The 18,520-nt window shown below is 65.9% G+C and carries 17 protein-coding genes; 6 read left to right on the top strand and 11 right to left on the bottom strand.

Going from position 1 to position 18,520, the window contains the following annotated elements:
- Positions 1 to 67: 67 nt before the first annotated feature.
- From PVW46_RS07345 to PVW46_RS07330, 4 genes are all read right to left on the bottom strand, one after another.
- Entirely contained in the window at positions 68 to 1,171 is a 1,104-nt protein-coding gene (locus PVW46_RS07345; protein ID WP_069210483.1) for a 5-methyltetrahydropteroyltriglutamate--homocysteine S-methyltransferase, read from the bottom strand.
- Between the two features lie 72 nt (positions 1,172 to 1,243).
- Positions 1,244 to 1,636 carry a hypothetical protein gene (locus tag PVW46_RS07340; RefSeq protein ID WP_069210484.1) on the bottom strand — a complete coding sequence of 131 codons (393 nt, stop codon included), beginning with the start codon at positions 1,634 to 1,636 and terminating at the stop codon, positions 1,244 to 1,246.
- On the bottom strand, positions 1,633 to 2,751 hold the full coding sequence (locus PVW46_RS07335; protein WP_274575399.1) for a serine hydrolase domain-containing protein: 1,119 nt from the start codon (positions 2,749 to 2,751) through the stop codon (positions 1,633 to 1,635). Before PVW46_RS07335 ends, PVW46_RS07340 begins: the two co-directional genes overlap by 4 nt.
- Entirely contained in the window at positions 2,748 to 4,214 is a 1,467-nt protein-coding gene (locus PVW46_RS07330; RefSeq protein WP_069210486.1) for an NAD-dependent succinate-semialdehyde dehydrogenase, read from the bottom strand. The genes PVW46_RS07335 and PVW46_RS07330 overlap by 4 nt, the downstream gene beginning before the upstream one ends.
- 79 nt (positions 4,215 to 4,293) lie before the next feature.
- Between PVW46_RS07330 and PVW46_RS07325 the strand changes: the two genes are divergently transcribed.
- The 6 genes from PVW46_RS07325 to PVW46_RS07300 all read left to right on the top strand — a co-directional run bounded on the left by PVW46_RS07325 (position 4,294) and on the right by PVW46_RS07300 (position 11,647).
- Positions 4,294 to 5,079 carry a hormone-sensitive lipase gene (locus PVW46_RS07325; protein ID WP_069210487.1) on the top strand — a complete coding sequence of 262 codons (786 nt, stop codon included), beginning with the start codon at positions 4,294 to 4,296 and terminating at the stop codon, positions 5,077 to 5,079.
- A 217-nt stretch (positions 5,080 to 5,296) separates the two neighbouring features.
- Positions 5,297 to 5,827, top strand: a complete 531-nt coding sequence (locus tag PVW46_RS07320) for an RNA polymerase sigma factor (protein WP_043140697.1) — start codon at positions 5,297 to 5,299, stop codon at positions 5,825 to 5,827.
- On the top strand, positions 5,824 to 7,890 hold the full coding sequence (locus tag PVW46_RS07315) for a vWA domain-containing protein (RefSeq protein ID WP_069210488.1): 2,067 nt from the start codon (positions 5,824 to 5,826) through the stop codon (positions 7,888 to 7,890). The genes PVW46_RS07320 and PVW46_RS07315 overlap by 4 nt, the downstream gene beginning before the upstream one ends.
- A gap of 156 nt (positions 7,891 to 8,046) precedes the next feature.
- On the top strand, positions 8,047 to 10,215 hold the full coding sequence (locus tag PVW46_RS07310) for an esterase-like activity of phytase family protein (RefSeq protein WP_069210489.1): 2,169 nt from the start codon (positions 8,047 to 8,049) through the stop codon (positions 10,213 to 10,215).
- Between the two features lie 272 nt (positions 10,216 to 10,487).
- The gene (locus PVW46_RS07305) at positions 10,488 to 11,372 is read left to right on the top strand and encodes a GMC family oxidoreductase N-terminal domain-containing protein (protein WP_069210490.1); all 885 of its coding nucleotides are present in this window, start codon (positions 10,488 to 10,490) and stop codon (positions 11,370 to 11,372) included.
- Entirely contained in the window at positions 11,264 to 11,647 is a 384-nt protein-coding gene (locus PVW46_RS07300; RefSeq protein WP_223306186.1) for a GMC oxidoreductase, read from the top strand. The genes PVW46_RS07305 and PVW46_RS07300 overlap by 109 nt, the downstream gene beginning before the upstream one ends.
- 87 nt (positions 11,648 to 11,734) lie before the next feature.
- Here the strand turns inward: PVW46_RS07300 and PVW46_RS07295 are convergent, their stop codons facing one another.
- From PVW46_RS07295 to PVW46_RS07265, 7 genes are all read right to left on the bottom strand, one after another.
- On the bottom strand, positions 11,735 to 12,637 hold the full coding sequence (locus PVW46_RS07295; protein ID WP_172431223.1) for a LysR family transcriptional regulator: 903 nt from the start codon (positions 12,635 to 12,637) through the stop codon (positions 11,735 to 11,737).
- A gap of 112 nt (positions 12,638 to 12,749) precedes the next feature.
- On the bottom strand, positions 12,750 to 13,223 hold the full coding sequence (locus PVW46_RS07290; RefSeq protein ID WP_043140388.1) for an Hsp20 family protein: 474 nt from the start codon (positions 13,221 to 13,223) through the stop codon (positions 12,750 to 12,752).
- 135 nt (positions 13,224 to 13,358) lie between these two features.
- A complete protein-coding gene (locus tag PVW46_RS07285; RefSeq protein WP_379862583.1) occupies positions 13,359 to 14,147 on the bottom strand; it encodes a trypsin-like serine peptidase in 789 nt (262 codons plus the stop codon).
- An 86-nt stretch (positions 14,148 to 14,233) separates the two neighbouring features.
- Positions 14,234 to 15,517 (bottom strand): glycolate oxidase subunit GlcF, encoded by a 1,284-nt coding sequence (glcF, locus tag PVW46_RS07280; protein ID WP_069210491.1) that lies wholly within the window; start codon positions 15,515 to 15,517, stop codon positions 14,234 to 14,236.
- A gap of 1 nt (position 15,518) precedes the next feature.
- Positions 15,519 to 15,857 (bottom strand): hypothetical protein, encoded by a 339-nt coding sequence (locus PVW46_RS07275; RefSeq protein WP_069210492.1) that lies wholly within the window; start codon positions 15,855 to 15,857, stop codon positions 15,519 to 15,521.
- Entirely contained in the window at positions 15,857 to 16,987 is a 1,131-nt protein-coding gene (locus tag PVW46_RS07270; RefSeq protein ID WP_069210493.1) for an FAD-binding protein, read from the bottom strand. Before PVW46_RS07270 ends, PVW46_RS07275 begins: the two co-directional genes overlap by 1 nt.
- A 63-nt stretch (positions 16,988 to 17,050) precedes the next feature.
- A complete protein-coding gene (locus tag PVW46_RS07265) occupies positions 17,051 to 18,499 on the bottom strand; it encodes an FAD-linked oxidase C-terminal domain-containing protein (protein WP_069210494.1) in 1,449 nt (482 codons plus the stop codon).
- Positions 18,500 to 18,520 lie beyond the last annotated feature (21 nt).

The following is an 18,520-nucleotide window of genomic DNA, read 5'->3' as shown; positions in this document are numbered from 1 at the left end:
CCAGCCCCTCGCGCTCCCCGGAGGTATTTGTGGCCCAAAGAAACACCGGCGGCCTGCCTCAAGGGCGTCAGACCTCTCCCCAGATCTCCTCGGCACAGCGCACCACCAGCTCCAGCTTGCGGCGCTGGTCGTCGGGGGTGATCGCGTTGCCGTGTTCGGTCGAGGCAAATCCGCATTGCGGCGCGATCCCCAGCTGGTCGATGTCGGCGTATTTCGAGGCTTCCTCGATCTTGGATTTCACCCAGTCCACCGTTTCCAGCTCGGCGGACTTGGTGGTGATGAACCCGGGCATGACGCGCTGTTTGCCCCTGGGAAGCAGGCGCAGCGGTTCCAGCCCGCCGGCGCGGTCGGTGTCGTACTCCATGAAGAAGATGTCGACGCCGGTGGAAAAAATCGCCTCGGCGGCCAGGTCATAGGCGCCCGTCGCGGCGTGGGTCGACTGGAAGTTGCCCCGGCACATGTGCATCCCGATCACCATGTCCGTGGGCCGGTCGGCGATGGCGTTGCGCATCATCTCGGCGTATTTCCCGATCAGCCAGTCCGGGTCCAGACCGGCCTTTTCCTTTTCGGCCCGGTGTTTCGGATCGCAGAGATAGGCGAAAAAGATGTCGTCCATCTGCAGGTAACGGCAACCGGCGGCGTGAAAGGCCGTGACTGCCTTCTGGTAGGTGCGGGTGATGTCGGCAAAGAGCACCTCGAGATCCTCGTAGGGTTTGTGCCGCACGCGCGCCGGGTCCAGCCGGAAATGCAGGCAGGACGGCCCGGGGATCGAGATCTTGGGGCAGACCGTGCTGTGCTCCGCGACAAAGCGGAAATGGTCCAGCATCGGGTGATCCTCGGGGAAATCCAGCGGGCCGTTCACGGCCGGAAAGACACCGGGTGTCTTGACCCCTTGAAAGCTGAAGCCTTCGCCCTGGTCTTCCTCGATCTCGTAGTTGGTCAGCATTCCCATGAAATCATAGTGCCAGAAGGCGCGCCGCGCCTCGCCGTCAGTCACCGCCTTCAGGCCCACGTCTTCCTGCATGGCGATCAGAGCGGGGATCTCGGCGTCCTCGATGGCCTTCAGCTCGGCGCCGGTGAGGCCTTGGGCGCGCGCCTCGGCCACCGCCTGCGGGCGCAGGAGGCTGCCGACGTGATCGGCGCGGAAGGGGGGTGTGGGTCTGTCGGTCATGCTTTGTCCTCCCGGAGTGTCCGGGCAAAGAGTGCCCGGAATCCGTCCCCTTGGGAACAGCGAAGGCGGGGGTCAGGTTCCGGCGGGTTTCAGCCAGAGCTTGTATTCCAGAACCGCGCCGGCATCGCGGGCCGCGCGCAGCTTGGCCCGCATAAGGGCATAGGCGCGCTGCGGGTCGCGGTGATCCTGCCAGTTCTCGCCGTCGGCATCGGCGCCGATGATTTCCCAGCCGACCTCGCGCACCGGTTCGCGGAACCGGGTCGCCACGGCCTCCATCATCTGCACGCCTTCGCCGAATTTCAGCGCGTAGCGGGCCAGCGCATCGGCGCGGGCGGCGTCCAGCCAGGGCGTGCCCTTGCCCGATTGCGCGGCCCGGCGCCATGTCTTCAGCTCTGCCTCCGAGGGGCCACCGGACGGAGAGAGGAAATCGGGGGCAAAGACCCTTGGATCACGCGGTCCGATCATTCGGGAAACAACTCGTAGAGGGTGGTGTGCAACAGCTGTGGGCGGGCCCCGAACCGCACTACCACCGCGTCCCGGCCGGGCAGGAGATAGACCACCTGGCCGCCGTGTCCGGCCATGTAGGCAAAGGGACCTTGCAGGGCCTCGTCGGGACGGTCCAGCACGTCGTGGCGCAGGTGTCCGCCATAGGCCCCGGCATGGCGCACAGCGGGGGCGAGGTCCGGCAGGATCCAGTCGCGCCACAAGGTGTCGGGCAGGAACGGGTGCGCCCCTGTGCCGTTCTGCAACAGGTAGTGTGCAACCTTCGCCCAGTCGCGCGGGGTGGCATACAGACAGCAATAGGCCGAGACGCGCCCGCTGTTCGGGTTTTTGCGCCATTCTGCCGGGGCCGCGCCTGAGGGTTGCCAGATCTGAGTGCCGAGCACCTGCGGCAGCGGGGCACCATGGACCTTTTCGACCACCAATCCCAGCAGCGCGGTATTGGCGCTCTGGTAATGAAAGCTCCCGCGCAGGTCCGGGTCCGGGCTCAGTCGGAGCAAAAGCGTCTCGATTCCGAAGGCATGCAGCCGCGCAACTGGTCCGAAGGGCGAGAAATCGGCGTCGTCCAGCGGCGCCTCCTTGTCCGACTTGGGTGGCTCATACCCCAGCGACAAGCCAGAGGTCATGTCCAGAACCTCTCGCAGGGTGACGGCGGGCGCCTCCGGCCCGATCAACTCGGCCAGCGGGGTATCCAGGCTGTCGATCCGGCCTTCGGCATGGGCACGCAGCACCAGGGCGCCCACCAGCGACTTGACCAGGGAGTAGGAGTTCAGGCGGGTTTCGGGCCCGATGCCGGGGCCATAGACCTCGTGCACAAGCTGCCCGTCCCGCATCACCAGCAAGGCCCGGCCTTCGCTGTCGGCGAAACGCTGCGCCGCCGGTGCCGGCAGGGGCGCGCCCTTGGGCAGGGGAGTGTCGGGGCCGTCCACCACGGCAAAGGTGCCCTCGCCGGTCCAGACCGGCGGGGGAAATCCCTCTTGCCAGAGCGCGGGCACCTGCGGGGCAAAGAGCATCAGCCCCCCGCCCGCCAGCGCCAGCACCGTGACCGCGGCAAGCGCGATATGGACCGCGGGTCTCACACGCTCATGCAGATGTATTTCAGCTCAAGGTAATCCTCGATTCCGTGGTGGCTGCCCTCGCGGCCCAAGCCGGATTGCTTGACCCCACCAAAGGGCGCGACCTCGGTCGAGATGATGCCCGTGTTGACGCCGACGATGCCGTATTCCAGCGCCTCGGCCACCTTGTAAACGCGGCTGAGATCCTTGGCGTAGAAATAGGAGGCGAGGCCAAAGATCGTATCATTGGCCATCCCGATCACCTCGTCCTCGTCCCTGAACCGGAACAGCGGTGCCATCGGACCGAATGTTTCCTCCTGCGCGACCTTCATGTCCTGGGTGACGCCGGTCAGGATCGCCGGGGTGATGAAAGTGCCGTCCTGTACCTCGCCGCCCTGCAACAGGGTGCCGCCGTTGCTGGTGACATCGGCGATATGTTCGCGCACCTTGTCGACGGCGGCCTGGTTGATCAGCGGGCCAAGGTCGGTGCCCTCCTCCAGACCGTCGCCGATCTTCAGTTTGGCAACCGCTGCCGCCAGCTTCTCGGCAAAGGCGTCATAGACCCCGTCCTGAACGTAGATCCGGTTGGCGCAGACGCAGGTCTGGCCGTTGTTGCGGAACTTGCAGAGGATCGCGCCCTCGACCGCCGCGTCCAGGTCGGCATCGTCGAAGACGATGAAGGGCGCGTTCCCGCCAAGCTCCATCGAGCATTTCAGAACCTGGTCGGCGGCCTGTTTCATCAGGATGCGCCCCACCTCGGTCGACCCGGTAAAGGTCAGTTTGCGGACCCGAGGGTTCTCGCAGAACTCCTTGCCGACCTCGGACGACCGCGAAGAGGTGACGATGTTGAACACGCCCGCCGGGATGCCCGCACGATCCGCCAGCACCGCCAGCGCGGTGGCTGACAGCGGCGTTTCGGCGGCGGGCCGCCCGACAAAGGCACAGCCGGCGGCCAGGGCGGGCGCGGCCTTGCGGGTGATCATCGCGTTGGGGAAATTCCACGGCGTGATCGAAGCGGCGACGCCGATGGGCTGTTTCAGGACGGTGATGCGCTTGTCGCGCTGGTGGCCGGGGATGGTCTCGCCGTAGATGCGCTTGGCCTCTTCGCCAAAGAACTCGATGAACCCGGCGCCATAGGCGATCTCTCCCTTGGCCTCGGCCAGGGGCTTGCCCTGTTCGGCGGTCATGATCAGGCCAAGGTCGTGCTGGTTTTCCATGAGCAGGTCGAACCACTTGCGCAGTACGGCGGCGCGTTCCTTGCCGGTCCATTTCGCCCAGTCCTTCTGCGCGGCATGAGCGGCCTCGATGGCCTCGCCCACCTGCGCACGGCTCAGGTCGGCGACCTCGGCGATCACGTCGCCGCGCGCCGGGTTGGTGACGTCGAAAGTGGCATCCCCTTCGATCCAGCTGCCGTTCACATAGGCGCGGGCCTCCAGAAGGCCGGGATCGGACAGAAGGCTCTTCAGATTGGTGGCATCGTCGCGCATTCTCAGTATCCTCCGTTCAGGTCTGGCACAGGCTGACCACCCTGTGCGCGGGAAGTATAGGCCCAAAATGGAGAAAGACATGGACCTCGACGACGCATATGCCAACGCCGCTCACATCCCGGGGGCAGAGGCTTATCCGCCGCGCTGGGCTGCCGAGGCCGAGACCTATCGCAAGCGGCTGGCGGTTGCGGGCAAGGCGCGGCTGGGGCTGATGTACGGGCATGGGCCGCGCCAGACGCTGGACCTCTTCCTGCCGGACCGGCCGCCCGAAGGCCTGGTGGTCTTTGTCCACGGCGGCTACTGGCTGCGCTTCGACCGCTCCAGCTGGTCGCATCTCGCCGAAGGCGCGCGGACGCGCGGCTGGGCGGTCGCCATGCCCTCCTACGATCTCTGTCCCAGGGTGCGGATTTCCGACATCACCCGCCAGGTGGCACAGGCGATTGCCGTGGCCGCCGCCGAAGTTCCGGGGCCGATCCGGCTGACCGGGCATTCCGCGGGCGGGCACCTGGTGGCGCGCATGGGGGCGGTGCTGGCGCCCGAGCTGCTGGCGCGGGTGGCGCATGTCATGCCGATCTCGCCGCTTTCGGACCTGCGTCCGCTGATGCGGACCTCGATGAACGCGGATCTCAAGATCGACGACGCCGAAGCCCGCGCCGAAAGCCCGATCTACGCCCCGCCGCCGCCCATGCCGGTAACCGTCTGGGTGGGCGGAGACGAACGGCCCGCCTTTCTCGACCAGGCACGGAAACTGTCGCAGGTCTGGGACTGCGGCCTGGTGATCGACGAGGGCAGGCATCATTTCGACGTGATCGACGCGCTGGCTGATCCCGAGAGCGGAATGGTGGTCCGGCTGCTCGACCTGTAGCGCCAGCTGATATGCGGGTTTTAGGGTATTTGGACCAAGAAGAAGCGCTTAGGACTCGCCTGTGTTTCTTCTTGGTCCAAATACCTCCGGGGGTGAGCCTGAAAGGCGAGGGGGCAGCGCCCCCTTGTCTGGATCCCCGCAGGGTGCGACGCCAAAAAAATTTGGGTAAGGTATCCAAGGATTGCGCCGCGTCCTGCGTCTCACTCATGTGATGCGCATGGATGTCAGCGACGAATCCCTTGCCCGAGCGGCGGCAGATGGTGACCGGCAGGCCTTTGCGCTGCTGGTCGAACGGGTCTACGACCGGGTCTATGGCTACGCGGTGAAACTCACTGGCAGCCGGACCGAGGCCGAGGACCTGGCGCAGGATCTCTGCGCGGCCCTACCCACCAAGCTGCAGAGCTTTCGGGGCGAGGCGAAACTGACGACCTGGCTTTATCGCATCACGGTGAACGCCGCCCGGGACAGGTTCCGGCGCGCTGCCACACGCGCCCGGGCCGCCGATGGCTGGGGCGACTGGGAACTGGCGCGCCAGGCCGAGATGGCCGAGACGGCAGAGCGCGTGGATTGGTTGATGCAGGCGATGTCGGGCCTTGCGGTCGATCTGCGCGAAACCCTTGCGCTGGTCCTGGACGGGGTGACCCACAAGGAAGCGGCGCAGATCCTCGAGGTTTCCGAGGGCACCGTCAGCTGGCGGATCTCGGAGGCCAAGAAGAAACTGAAGGCGATGCAGGAGGCCGAGGCATGAGCGACGATCTGGACGATCTGAAACGCGCATTCGACGCGGCCCTGCCCAGGGCCGACCCCGACACGCGTGCCGAGGCCATCGCGCTGGCGATGAAAAACTTCGACCGCGCCCAAGAAAGCGATGCGCTGGCGCGTCAGACCTCTGAACCCACCCGAGAGGGGGGCGTTTTCAGAGGAGCCAGACAGATGCTTGCCAATATTTCGAACCGTGGATTTCTGACCGCCACCACCGCCATTGCCGCCGTCGCGATGGTGGCCCTGATCCCCGTCCTGCGCGACAGCCAGCCGCCGGAACCGGATATCTTCATTCCGGGCGAGGGTGCGCGGACCGTGCTCGAGAGCGCCCCCGTGGCCGATCCTGCCCCGGTGGTCGAGGAGGTTCCAGAAGCCGCGGACGTCTTGACCCGCGATGCGCCGGTCGTCTCGACCAGCCGAAAGTTTGATCCCTCGGTGCGTCAGTCCGGTCCGGTCAACCAAGGCCGCCCGATGGCGGATCCGTCGCCGCAACCTCCGGCGCCACCCGCAGGCGCGGCACGAAACCGGACCATCGCCCCTGCCTCGCCCGGGGCGGGTGGTGGGATCAGCCTGGAAACCGGGGTGCTCAACCTCAAGCACAGCGCGCCCGCGCCGCTGCCGGACCCGGTGATCGTACAGCCCGAGCCGAACACCGAGGCCTTCCCCGAGGCCGATGACAACCCGATCAAGGTCACGGCGGAATCGCCGGTCTCGACCTTCTCGATCGACGTCGACACGGCCTCCTGGGCCTTCATTCGAAATGCGCTGAACCGGGGGCAGCTGCCGCCGAAGGACGCGGTGCGGATCGAGGAGATGGTCAACTATTTCTCCTACGATTACCCGGCCCCCGAGGGGGATGCGCCCTTTGCGACCCATGTGGGTGTCAGCGACAGTCCCTGGGTCGAAGGTACACAGATAGTCCACATCGGCTTGCAAGGCATCCTGCCCGAGGCACGGCCGCCGATGAACCTGGTGTTCCTGGTGGACACCTCCGGTTCGATGAACAGCGCCGACAAGCTGCCGCTGCTCAAGCAGAGCTTTCGCCTGATGCTGGGCCAGCTGGGCGAGAATGACACCCTCGCCATCGTCACCTACGCGGGCAGTGCGGGCCTTGCGTTGGAACCCACCAAGGCGACGGAGCGCGAGACGATCCTCGCGGCGCTGGACCAGATGCACGCGGGCGGCAGCACCGCCGGGCAGGCCGGCCTGCAACAGGCCTATGCGACGGCGGCAAAGATGGCGCGTGATGGCGATGAGGATGCGGTCAGCCGGGTGATCCTGGCCACGGACGGCGATTTCAACGTCGGCATCAGCGACCCCGATGAGCTCAAGGACTTCATCGCCGACAAGCGCGACGAGGGCACCTACCTGTCGGTGCTGGGCTTTGGACGCGGCAACCTGGACGATGCGACGATGCAGGCGCTGGCGCAGACCGGCAACGGGATCGCCTCCTATATCGACACGCTGGCCGAGGCGCAGAAAGTGCTGGTGGACCAACTGACCGGCGCGCTGGTGCCGATCGCCGATGACGTCAAGATCCAGGTCGAATGGAACCCGGCGCTGGTCGCTGAGTATCGCCTGATCGGCTACGAGACCCGTGCACTGAAACGCGAGGATTTCAACAACGACAAGGTGGACGCGGGCGAAATCGGCGCCGGCCACCAGGTGACGGCGCTTTATGCGATCACCCCGGTCGGGTCGCCGGCACGCATGACCGATCCGCTGCGCTACGCGGCGGGGGATGCGGCGCCTGTCGCGGATGACACCGGCGAACTTGGCTTCCTGCGTCTGCGCTACAAGGCGCCCGGCGAGGACACCAGCAAGCTGATCGAAACACCGATCATGGCCGATGCCGCGCCGCTGGCAGAGGCGGACTGGGCGCTTGCCATCGCCGGGTTCGGACAGATCCTGCGCGGATCCGACCTGATCGGTGACTGGAGCATGGGCGACGCCATCGCGCTGGCGCAGGGCGCGCGTGGCGAGGATGCCTTTGGCTACAGGCAAGGGGCGATCACGCTGATGCGCCTGGCGCAAAGCTTGCAACAGTGAAACCCGTCCCGGCCCTGCGCCGGGACCTCCGTGCCCCCGTGCCTGTCGCGGGGGCTTTCCTGTTCCGGTGACATATGATCTTTCCGTCACCAAACCGTCACGCAGCTGTTACCTCTTGGCGCCTATGCCCCCGGTACCAATCAACAGGGGGACTCCATGCATTTCCGCGCCCTTTGCCTGACGAGCGTTCTGGCCCTTGCCGCCAGCGCCGCCACGGCAGACATGAATTTCAACCGCATCGCCTCGTTCGGCACCTACCTGAACATGGCCGACGGGGAAGACCTTTCCCGCACGTCTTCGGCAGAGATCATCGCCGCCACGGCTGACGGCATGACACTGGTCTATACCGACAGCCCGCTGGGCGTGATCGGCCGCGTCGATATCACCGATCCCGCCAACCCGGCTCCGCTGGGCAACGTGGCGCTGGACGGTGAGCCGACCGCCGTCGGCATCGTGGGCAGCACGGCCTTCGTCGGCGTGAACACCTCGGCCAGCTTCACCGATCCCTCGGGTCACCTGGCGATCATCGACGTCATCTCCGGTGACATCACCGCCACCTGCGACCTCGGCGGCCAGCCGGATTCCGTTGCGGTGTCCAAGGATGGCACCCGCATCTCCATCGCGATCGAGAACGAGCGGGACGAGGACCTGGGCGATGGCCGCGTCGGCCAACTGCCTGCCGGTTTCCTGGTGATTGGCGAGATCAAGGGCGGTGCGCTCTCCTGTGATGACCTGGTCAGGGTCGAGATGACAGGCCTTGCCGACATTGCGCCCGAAGACCCCGAACCCGAGTTCGTCGACATCAATGACCTCGGCGAGACCATCGTCACGCTGCAGGAAAACAACTATCTCGTGATCGTGGGCGCCGATGGGTCCATCATCAACCATTTCTCCGCCGGTGCCGTCGATCTGGACAGGATCGACACGCTGGACGAGCGCGGCTCGCTCGACTTCGACAAGTCGCAGAAGGGCCGCAAGCGTGAGCCCGACGCCGTCAAGTGGATCGACAGAGATCATTTCGCCATCGCCAACGAAGGCGACATGGACGGCGGATCGCGCGGCTGGACAATCTTCTCGAAAACCGGCGACGTGGTCTATGAATCCGGTGTTTCCTTCGAACACGCGCTGATCCAGATCGGCCACTACCCGGACAAGCGGTCCGACGCCAAGGGCGTCGAGCCCGAGTCGATCGAAACCGCCGTTTTCGACGGCACGCCGATGGTCTTTGTCGGTTCCGAGCGCGGCTCTGCCGTGGGTGTCTACGACGTCACCGACCTCGCCAACCCGGTTCTGAAACAGATCCTGCCTTCGGGCATCGGCCCGGAGGGCTATGTTGCCATCCCGTCCCGCAACCTGCTGATCTCGGCCAACGAGGAAGACCTGATCGAAGACGGCGGCGTGCGTGCGCATGTCATGATCTTCCAGTACCAGGACGCCGACGCGATGTACCCGACGCTGACTTCCGAAGGCGCAGAGCAGCTGATCGGCTGGGGCGCGATCTCGGGCATGGTGGCGGATGCGGACGGTATCGTCTGGGCCGTGAACGACAGTTTCTACGGCTTCCAGCCCTCGATCTTCAAGATCGACACCACGCAGACCCCGGCGCGCATCGTGGACGTGATCCGCGTGCATCGCGCCAATGGCGACGCCGCGCAAAAGCTGGACCTTGAAGGTATCACGCTGGATGGCAATGGCGGTTTCTGGGTTGCCTCCGAAGGCCGGACTGAACGCGGCATCCCGCATGCGATCTACCACGTCACCGCCGACGGTCTGATCAAGACCAACTCGGCCGAGATCATGATCCCCGACGCGCTGACCGCCGTCGAAAAGCGCTTTGGCTTCGAGGGCATCACCCGCGTCGGCGACACGCTCTGGATGGCGGTTCAGCGTGAATGGAAGGACGATCCCAAGAACCACGTCAAGCTGGTCTCCTACAACATCGAGACCCAGGAATGGGGCGCCGTGCTCTACCCCAAGGCCGATCCGGCCAAGGGCTGGGTCGGCCTGTCCGAGATCGTGGCGCATGGCGACTTCATGTATGTCATCGAGCGTGACAACCAGATCGGGGCCAATGCCGTCACGAAAAAGATCTACCGCATCCCGATGGCCGACATGCAACCTGCAACGCTGGGTGGCGAGCTGCCCGTCGTGACCAAGGAAGAAGTGCGCGACCTGATCCCCGATCTCGCCAGCTACGGCGGCTATATCGTGGACAAGGTCGAGGGACTGGCGATTTTCCCGGACGGCACGGTCTGGGTCTCGACGGACAACGACGGCGTGGACGACAGCTCTGGCGAAACCTTCTTTTGGATGTTCAAGCTCTGAGGGGACCGGCTTTCCGGAACACGAACGCCCTGCGGGAGACCGCGGGGCGTTTTCACATGCGTAGGGCGGGGTTTCCCTGCCGGTCTTCCAGTTCGAAACTCCGTGCAGAATTTTGGCGCATATGGGTTCAGAGAAGCCTTGGCTTTTGGCACCTCTCCCGCAAGCCCAAGGGCAATGACGCAAGATAATGCATCTGAGCGACGGAAACCGGCATCTTCGGGAGGGAAGCACATGTTCCATAGGGGTCCAACCCGGTCGCAGCGGGTAACATCTTGAACGCGCTCGAAGCCGCGCTCTATCGTGGCCGGATCGGCCGCCGCCGTTTCATGCAACTGGCCCTTGCCACCGGGGCCTCGCTGAGCGCGGTGTGCGCGATGGCGCAAGAGGGCGGCGATGCCGCGATCACCCAGCTTTACAACGCGCAGAACCTGCGAGACAGCTATGCCTACATCGTCGTCGGTTCCGGTTCCGGCGGCGCCACCGTCGCGGGCCGGCGGGTGAATATCCCGCAAAGCTATCTCTACCCGGTGCTGAAACAGGGCAATGTCACCCTGCTGACAGTGGCCGAGGCGACGACCCTGATCATGGAAGGCACGACCTGCAAGGGTGTGAACTTCGTCCAGGACGTACAGATGAAATCGGCCCGCGCGCCCCGCGTGATCCTTGCTGCGGGTGCGATCAACACGCCCAAGATGCTGGTGCTTTCGGGCATCGGCCCCAAGGCAGAACTCGACCGGATCGGCGTGCCGGTCACGGTCGACCTGCCCGGCATCGGCCAAAACTTCCAGGATCACGTCCTGCTGGCGGGCTGCATCTGGGAATACAACGAGCCGCTGCCGCCCCGGAACTCGCTGGCCGGGGCCATCTTCTTCTGGAAGAGCGACAGCGCGCTCGACAACCCGGACATGCAGCCCTTCCAGATCGAGGTGCCCTACGCCACCGAGGTCACAGGCCCGTCCTATGCCCCCCCGCCGGGGCATGGACCCTGTCGCCCGGCCTTGTCCGCCCCAAAAGCCGGGGCCGCGTCTACCTCACGTCGAACGACCCGATGGCCCAGGCCAGGGAGGACGCGCAGTTCCTGTCGCATCCCGACGATCTCACGGCGGTGGTCCGCTGCATCGAGCTCTGCCGCGAGATCGGCAATTCCGGTGCGATGAGGGAGTTTGTCAAACGCGAGGTCATGCCCGGCGCGCTTTCACCCGCCGAGATGCAGGACTTCGCGAAAAATGCCGCCGGCACCTATTTCCACGAAAGCTGCACCTGCAAGATGGGCACCGACGAGATGTCCTTGGTCGACGCCAACCTGTCTGTCTACGGGGTCGAGGGGCTGAGCATCGCCGATGCCTCGATCATGCCACGCGTGACCACCGGCAACACCATGGCGCCCACGGTCATCATCGGCGAACGCGCCGCCGACATCCTGCTGGCCTGAGCGCCGGGGCAACCCACCCCGCCCCTGTTTCTTCTTGGCAAAAATACCCCTGGGGGGAGGACCGAAGGGACGGGGGGCAACGCCCCCTCACTCCGGATGGGACAGCAACTCCGGCAGGGCCTCTGCCAGCAGGTCCCAGACGATGCGCACGCGCGGGCTGGTCCGCAACTCGCGGTGCGCGACCAGCCAGATCGGAAAGCGAAAGGTCACGTCAGGCAGGACGCGACGCATCTCCGGCGCGGCGTCGCCCAACCCGCAGGGGACGGTGCCCAGCCCCACGCCCATGCGGGCCATTTCCCAATGCACCGTGTGCGAAGAGGTCAGGACCGGGAACTGTGCCGGTGTCACCGGGATGCCGCGTTTCTGCAGCGCTTCCATGAACTGGGTGTTGTCGGCAAAGCCGATGAACTCCGCGCGGGCGAGGTCGGCGGGATCGGTGATCGGGCCCAGCCGCTCCAGGTAGTCGATGGAACCGTAGAACGTGCCCTCGTCCTCGCCCACCCGCTTGGCGATCAGGTCCGGCTCCTCGGGGCGGGCGTTGCGGATGGCGATATCGGCCTCGCGGCGGCGCAGGTCGCGGATCTCGTTCGAGGCGACAACCTCCAGCGTGATCCCCGGCGCCACGTCGCGCAACCGCCGCGCGATGCGCGGCATCAGCCAACTGGAATAGACCTCTGACGCGGTGACGGCCACATGACCCGAAGCCGCCTGCGCCTGGCCAGAGGCGGCCAGCGACACGCCGACCGCCGCCTCGCCCATCGCGCGGACGTGGCCCATCAGCTGCGTGCCTGCCTGGGTCAGCACAAGGCCGCGCCCGACCCGTTCGAACAGCACCAGCCCCAGCTCTTCCTCCAGCGCCGTCACCTGCCGGCCCAGCGTCGGCTGGGTCATCCCCAGCGCCCGTGCGGCAGCAGAAAGCGAGCCCTCCTCGGCGGTGACGAGAAAGGCCCGTGCGCGGTTCCAGTCGAAGGTGACAGAGCGCCAATCCATGCAAGAATGCATGGCGATGGCGGCCCGCTTGTCAATAGCGCAGTGATCCCGCAGAAAAAACGCCCCGGACGAATTGTCCGGGGCGCGCACTACTCACACGAGGGTCTTGGGATCAGTTGACGGCTTCTGCGTCAACGACGTCCTTCTCTACCATTTGGGCGTCCGGCCGGGCGATTGCAATGCGCCGCGGTTTCAGGGCCTCGGGAATTTCGCGCTTCAGGTCGATGTGCAGCATGCCGTTTTCATGCGTCGCACCCTGGACCCGGACGTGATCGGCCAGGTGGAACCGGCGTTCAAAGGCACGGGTCGCGATGCCGCGATGCAGGTAGGACTTGCCTTCATCGTTGTCGGCCTTGCGGGCCGAGACCACCAGCGCCTGTTCCTTCACCTCGACCGACAGGTCCTCGTCGGCGAAACCGGCCACGGCAATCGAGATGCGGTAGGCGTCATCGGCGGTCTTTTCGATGTTGTAGGGGGGATAGCCCGGCTGCGCGGTGTCGCTGGCCAGAACGCGGTCCATCAGGTCGGCAATCTGGTCGAACCCGACAGTGGCACGGTAGAGCGGGGCAAAATCGAAATGTCGCATGGAATCCTCCGTTTGAGCGATACCTGTCTGTGGTGCGCCTTCCCTCATGGGACAGGCGTCGAAAGCACCGGAACCCTGTCATAGGCGTCCCGGTGACATTGAAATTGGGGAGCGTTCGGAGCGGTTTCAAGACCCTCAGGGCCGGACGAACCGCGCCCCAGTTTCGCGCCGGTCTCCGGCTGCCAGACGGTCCAGCCCCGCGCCGGGGTCGCGGTTGGCGGCCAGCGCGCTCTTCAGCGCGTCCAGCGGCGCGCCCAGCCCGCTGGCCAGGGCCACGGGTTTGCCGTTGGCCTGTGCCTTGGACGAGACCACGGAAACGATCTGCGCCACCCCGTCCTGCAACCGGAAGACCGGAGAACCGGAGGCGCCGAAATCCACCACGCAGGAGAGCACCAGCATCCCGTCCTGCCGCGCCAGAACCTCGCAGGTTTCCTGCAAGGACGGCGCCTCGGACCGGTCGCGGGCATAGGAAACGACGCCCACCTCTTCGCCCTTGGACGGGCCGGGGCCGACGGCAAAGGGCGTGATCGTGGTGTTGCGGATCGGGTGCTGCAACTCGATCAGCGCAAGGTCGTGGCGAACACGGTCCGTGCTGGCCTGTGCGCCATAGACGAAATCCGGATGCGGCACCGCCTTGCGCACCAGTCGGTAGGCCGCCGCGCGCCCGTTGCGCCATCCGGCCAGGAACTGCATATCCTCGACCGAGACGCGGTTGCCGGTATCGGGATCATAAAGGCAATGCGCCGCCGTCAGCACCAGCCGGGGCGCAATCAACGCACCTGTGCAAAAAGCGCTGCCGGCGATCTCGATCCGTCCGACCGCCTCCCATCCGCGGCCGTCCTCGGCCGTTTCCATGCTGAAAAGACCCTGGGCCCCCGCAGAGGTGCCCAGCAGCCAGAGAGAGAAAACCAAAAAGAGCCGCACTGAACCGTCCTATACTTTTGGACATAAATTTGCACGGCATCTGGGCAAAATTGAGGCAAAGACGCCGCAATTATAGACTGTTCTTGTCAGGTCAACGATCGCGGTTTCGGCCCCCCGGTCGCCCAGTCCAGCAGTTCGACAGTATGCACCACGGGTACTTCGGTGCCGCTGCCGATCTGCATCATGCAGCCGATGTTCCCGGCGGCGATGACCTCCGGCTTCTTGACCTCCAGCGTGCGCACCTTGCGGTCTTTCAGCTTGGCCGAGATTTCGGGCTGCATCAGGTTGTAGGTGCCCGCGCTGCCACAGCACAGGTGGCTGTCGGCCGGTTCCACCACCTCGAAACCCGCGCGTTTCAGCAGGTCCTTGGGCGCTGTCTTGACCTTTTGTCCATGCTGCAGGGAACAGGCGGCGTGATAGGCCACCCGCAGGCCCTTTGTCTCACCCTCGGGGATTTCCAGCCGGGCCAGCAGCTCGCTGATGTCCAGGGCGATCCCCGCCACCCGCGCCGCGTCATCGGCCAGCGCATCCTGCGCGAACATGTGGCCGTAATCCTTGACCGTTGTGCCGCAGCCAGAGGTGTTGATGACGATGGCGTCCAGACCCTCTCCGTCCATCTCGTCCGTCCAGGCGCGGATGTTCTTCGCCGCCGTCGCGTGGCTTTCGCGGGTCTTGCCCATGTGATGCGTCAACGCCCCGCAACAGCCGGCACCTTTCGCCACTACCACCTCGCAGCCCAGCCGCGTCAGCAGGCGGATTGTGGCATCGTTAATGTCCGTGTTCAGCGCCTTCTGGGCGCAGCCGGTCATCAGCGCCACGCGCATCCGCCTTTCCGCCTTGGGCGCGAAACTCTGCGGATCATCGTTGCGGCTGACTGGCGGGATCCTGTCGGGCGCCATGTCCAGCATGGCGCGCAGCCGCGCGTCAGGCACCATCCCGCGCAGGGGCTTGCCGATCTTCGCCGCCAGCAGCGCCAGCCGGAACCGGCCCGGGTAGGGCAGGATGCGCGCCAGCAGCCAGCGCAGCGCCTTGTCGTGCCAGGGCCGGTCATAGTGTTTCTCGATATAATCGCGCGCGTGGTCGACCAGGTGCATGTAGTGCACACCCGACGGGCAGGTCGTCATGCAGGCCAGACAGGACAGGCAGCGGTCGATGTGCTTGACGGTCTTCTTGTCCGGTACACGCTCGTTTTCCAGCATGTCCTTGATCAGGTAGATGCGGCCACGCGGGCTGTCCAACTCGTCGCCCAGAACCTGGTAGGTGGGACAAGTCGCGGTGCAGAACCCGCAATGCACGCAGCTGCGCAGGATCTGGTTGGCGCGCGCGGTGCCCGCGTCCTTCAGTTGCTCTTCGGTGAAATTCGTCTGCATGTCAGTCCATCATCTGGGCCAGGGCAAGGCCAAACCAAGGGAGCGCGCAGGCCAGCAGCGCGCCGCGTTTCGTCCATCGGCTGTTCGCCGCACCGGGCAGCCGTCGCCTCAGGGCCTGCGCCACCATGACCACCGTCAGCACCCAGCCGGTCCAGAGCGCGGCCAGCGAGGCCAGGGCCGACCTTTCCTGCAGGTACAGCGCCAGTGCCGAGGCCAGGAAGACCGCCAGCGCCAGCCCGATCAGCGGGCCCAGGGTGTTGGGCAGTTGAAACAGCACCGCGCCCAGCAAGGGCGCCGCGACAAAGCCCATGACAAAGAGGACCAGGGCCGGATTGGCCATCAGGCCATGATCCCCGGGTTCAGCATGCCGCGCGGATCGAACCGGGCACGGATGCCCGCGCTCAGCGCCGCCACGGCGGTCGGTTCCGGCTGGAACACCGGCAGCTCCAGCCGCGTCTGTTCCGAGGCGCGGATCAGCGTCGCATGCCCTTGAAGTCCCTTGGGCCGCAGGTCGGTGCCGGGTGCGCTTTCCACCCAGATCAACCCGCCACCCCAGTCGTACAGCACGCGTTCGACCGGATGCGCCGCGCGCAACCCGGCCACCAGCCCCGGCGCCTCGCTGGGCCGGACGGAGAACTTCCAGACATCGCCGCCGGTGCCCTGCATGATCTCCACGTCCCGCACCCAGCGCCAGAGCTCGGCAACCCGCTCCGGGTCCGTCTCGACCCGCACGGAAAACTCCGTGAGCATCTCCTGCAACCGCCCGGTGCGATAGGCGACCGACCCGGCAAATCCCTCCAACCGCAACAGGGTCAAAGGCTGTTCGCCCGGCCCGCCCGGCGCATGGGCCGCGCCCGTCACCTCGTAAGGCGAGGTCAGTGCCCGGCTCATCACCTCCTGCGCGCCTGCCTCGTCCAGCCCGTCGATCATAAGGCAGGCGGCGGTTTCCGGCACCGGCAGTACCTTGAGGCTGACCTCGGTCAGCACTCCAAGGGTGCCCCAGCTGCCGCACATCAATTTGACCAGGTCATAGCCGGTGACATTCTTCATCACCCGGCCGCCGTTCTTGACCACCTGCCCGGCGCCATCGACGAATCGCACACCCAGCAGGAAATCCCGCGCCGCACCCGCCTGCACCCGGCGCGGTCCGCTGACATTGGCCGCCACCACGCCGCCAATCGTCGGCTCGCCGGACGTCCCCAGCAGCCCGCGATGATCCATCGGCTCAAAGGCCAGGCGCTGTCCCTCCGCCGCCAGCGCGCCTTCGATCTCGGCCAGCGGCGTGCCTGCGCGCGCAACCAGCGTCAGCGCGCCCGGCTCGTAAAGCGAGACACCCGACAGGCCACCCGTCTCCAGAACCGCCGCCGCGCTGGTCACGCCCACGGCCCGCGTTCCGCCGCCGCGAATGTGAAAGGGGTCGCTGGCGCTTCCGATCACCTCGGCCAGGTCTGCTTCGCTCTCTGGTTTCATGCGCCACGCTCCTGGCTTCTTCTTGGTAAAAATACTCCGGGGTGTGGGGCTGGCCCCACTCCCTCACTCCGCCGCCAGCGCGACGCTCCGCCGTCTTTCCGACGCGGTCAGCGGAAAGACCTTGGCCGGGTTCAACAGCCAGGCCGGGTCAAAGACGTCCTTGACCGCCATCTGCGCTTCCAGGTCGACCGGATCGTACTGGTCCACCATCAGGTCGCGCTTCTCGATGCCCACGCCATGTTCGCCGGTCAGGCAGCCGCCCACCTCGACGCAGAGCTTCAGGATCTCCGCCCCGAAGGCCTCGCAGGTTTCCAGTTGCCCCGGTTCATTGGCGTTGAACAGGATCAGCGGGTGCATGTTGCCGTCGCCGGCATGAAACACGTTGGCGACGTCCAGGCCGAATTCCCTGGACATCTCGCCGATGCGGCGCAGGACGTAGGGCAGTTCATTGACCGGAATCGTGCCGTCCAGGCACATGTAGTCGTTGATGTTGCCCATTGCGCCAAAGGCGGATTTCCGACCCAGCCAGATCCGGGCAGCCTCGTCGGCGCTCTGCGCCTCGCGCAGTTCCACCGGGTTGTGGCGCCGGGCGATCTGCAGGATCAGGCCAAGCTGCTCGTCGATCTCTGCCGCGCTGCCCTCGACCTCGACGATCAGCAGGGCCTCGCAGTCAGGGTAGCCCGCCTTGGCGAAATCCTCGGTCGCACGGATACAGGGGCGGTCCATGAACTCGATCGCCACGGGCAGGACGCCCGCCTTGATGATGTCACTGACGCATTCGCCCGCCACTTCGTTCGAGTCGAATCCCATCAGCACCGGCCGCGCGCCCTCGGGCTTGCGCAGGATGCGCAGCGTCGCCTCGGTCACGACGCCAAGTTGCCCCTCGCTGCCGCAGATCAGCCCCAGCAGGTCCAGCCCGCCCGCATCCAGATGCGCCCCGCCGATCTCGACCACCGTGCCGTCCATTTGCACCAGGGTCACGCCCAGCAGGTTGTTTGTCGTCACGCCGTATTTCAGGCAATGCGCCCCGCCCGAGTTCATGGCGATATTCCCGGCAATCGCGCAGGCCAACTGCGACGAGGGGTCGGGGGCGTAAAAGAAATCCTCTTCCTCCACCGCGCCGGTCACGCTCAGGTTGGTGCGCCCGGTCTGCACGCGGATGATGCGGTCGGCGTAATCCACCTCCAGCACCTCGTTCATCCGCGCCACGCCCAGGATCACCGAATCCGCCGTCGGCAGCGCGCCCCCCGCCAGCGAGGTGCCCGAACCCCGCGGCACCACGGGCACGCCTTCCTCGTGGCAGATCTTCAGCACGGCGGCGACCTCTTCGGTCGAGGAGGGGAGCACAGCGGCCAGCGGCGGACAGCGATAGGCGGTCAGCGCGTCGCATTCATAGGCGCGCGTCTCCATCTCGTCCTCGATCACCGCGTCGGCGGGCAATACGCTGCGCAACCGCTCGACGATCCGCGCCTTCTTGGCCAGGATGACGGGGTTCGGCTCTGGCATCTGCATTTCGGGTCTCCTCGGGCACAG

The sequence above is a fragment of the Mameliella sp. AT18 genome (assembly GCF_028807275.1).
In the GTDB taxonomy this organism is placed as follows: domain Bacteria; phylum Pseudomonadota; class Alphaproteobacteria; order Rhodobacterales; family Rhodobacteraceae; genus Antarctobacter; species Antarctobacter albus.
Note: the sequence above shows the minus strand (reverse complement) of the source record. Positions and strands in the feature narration are given on the sequence as shown.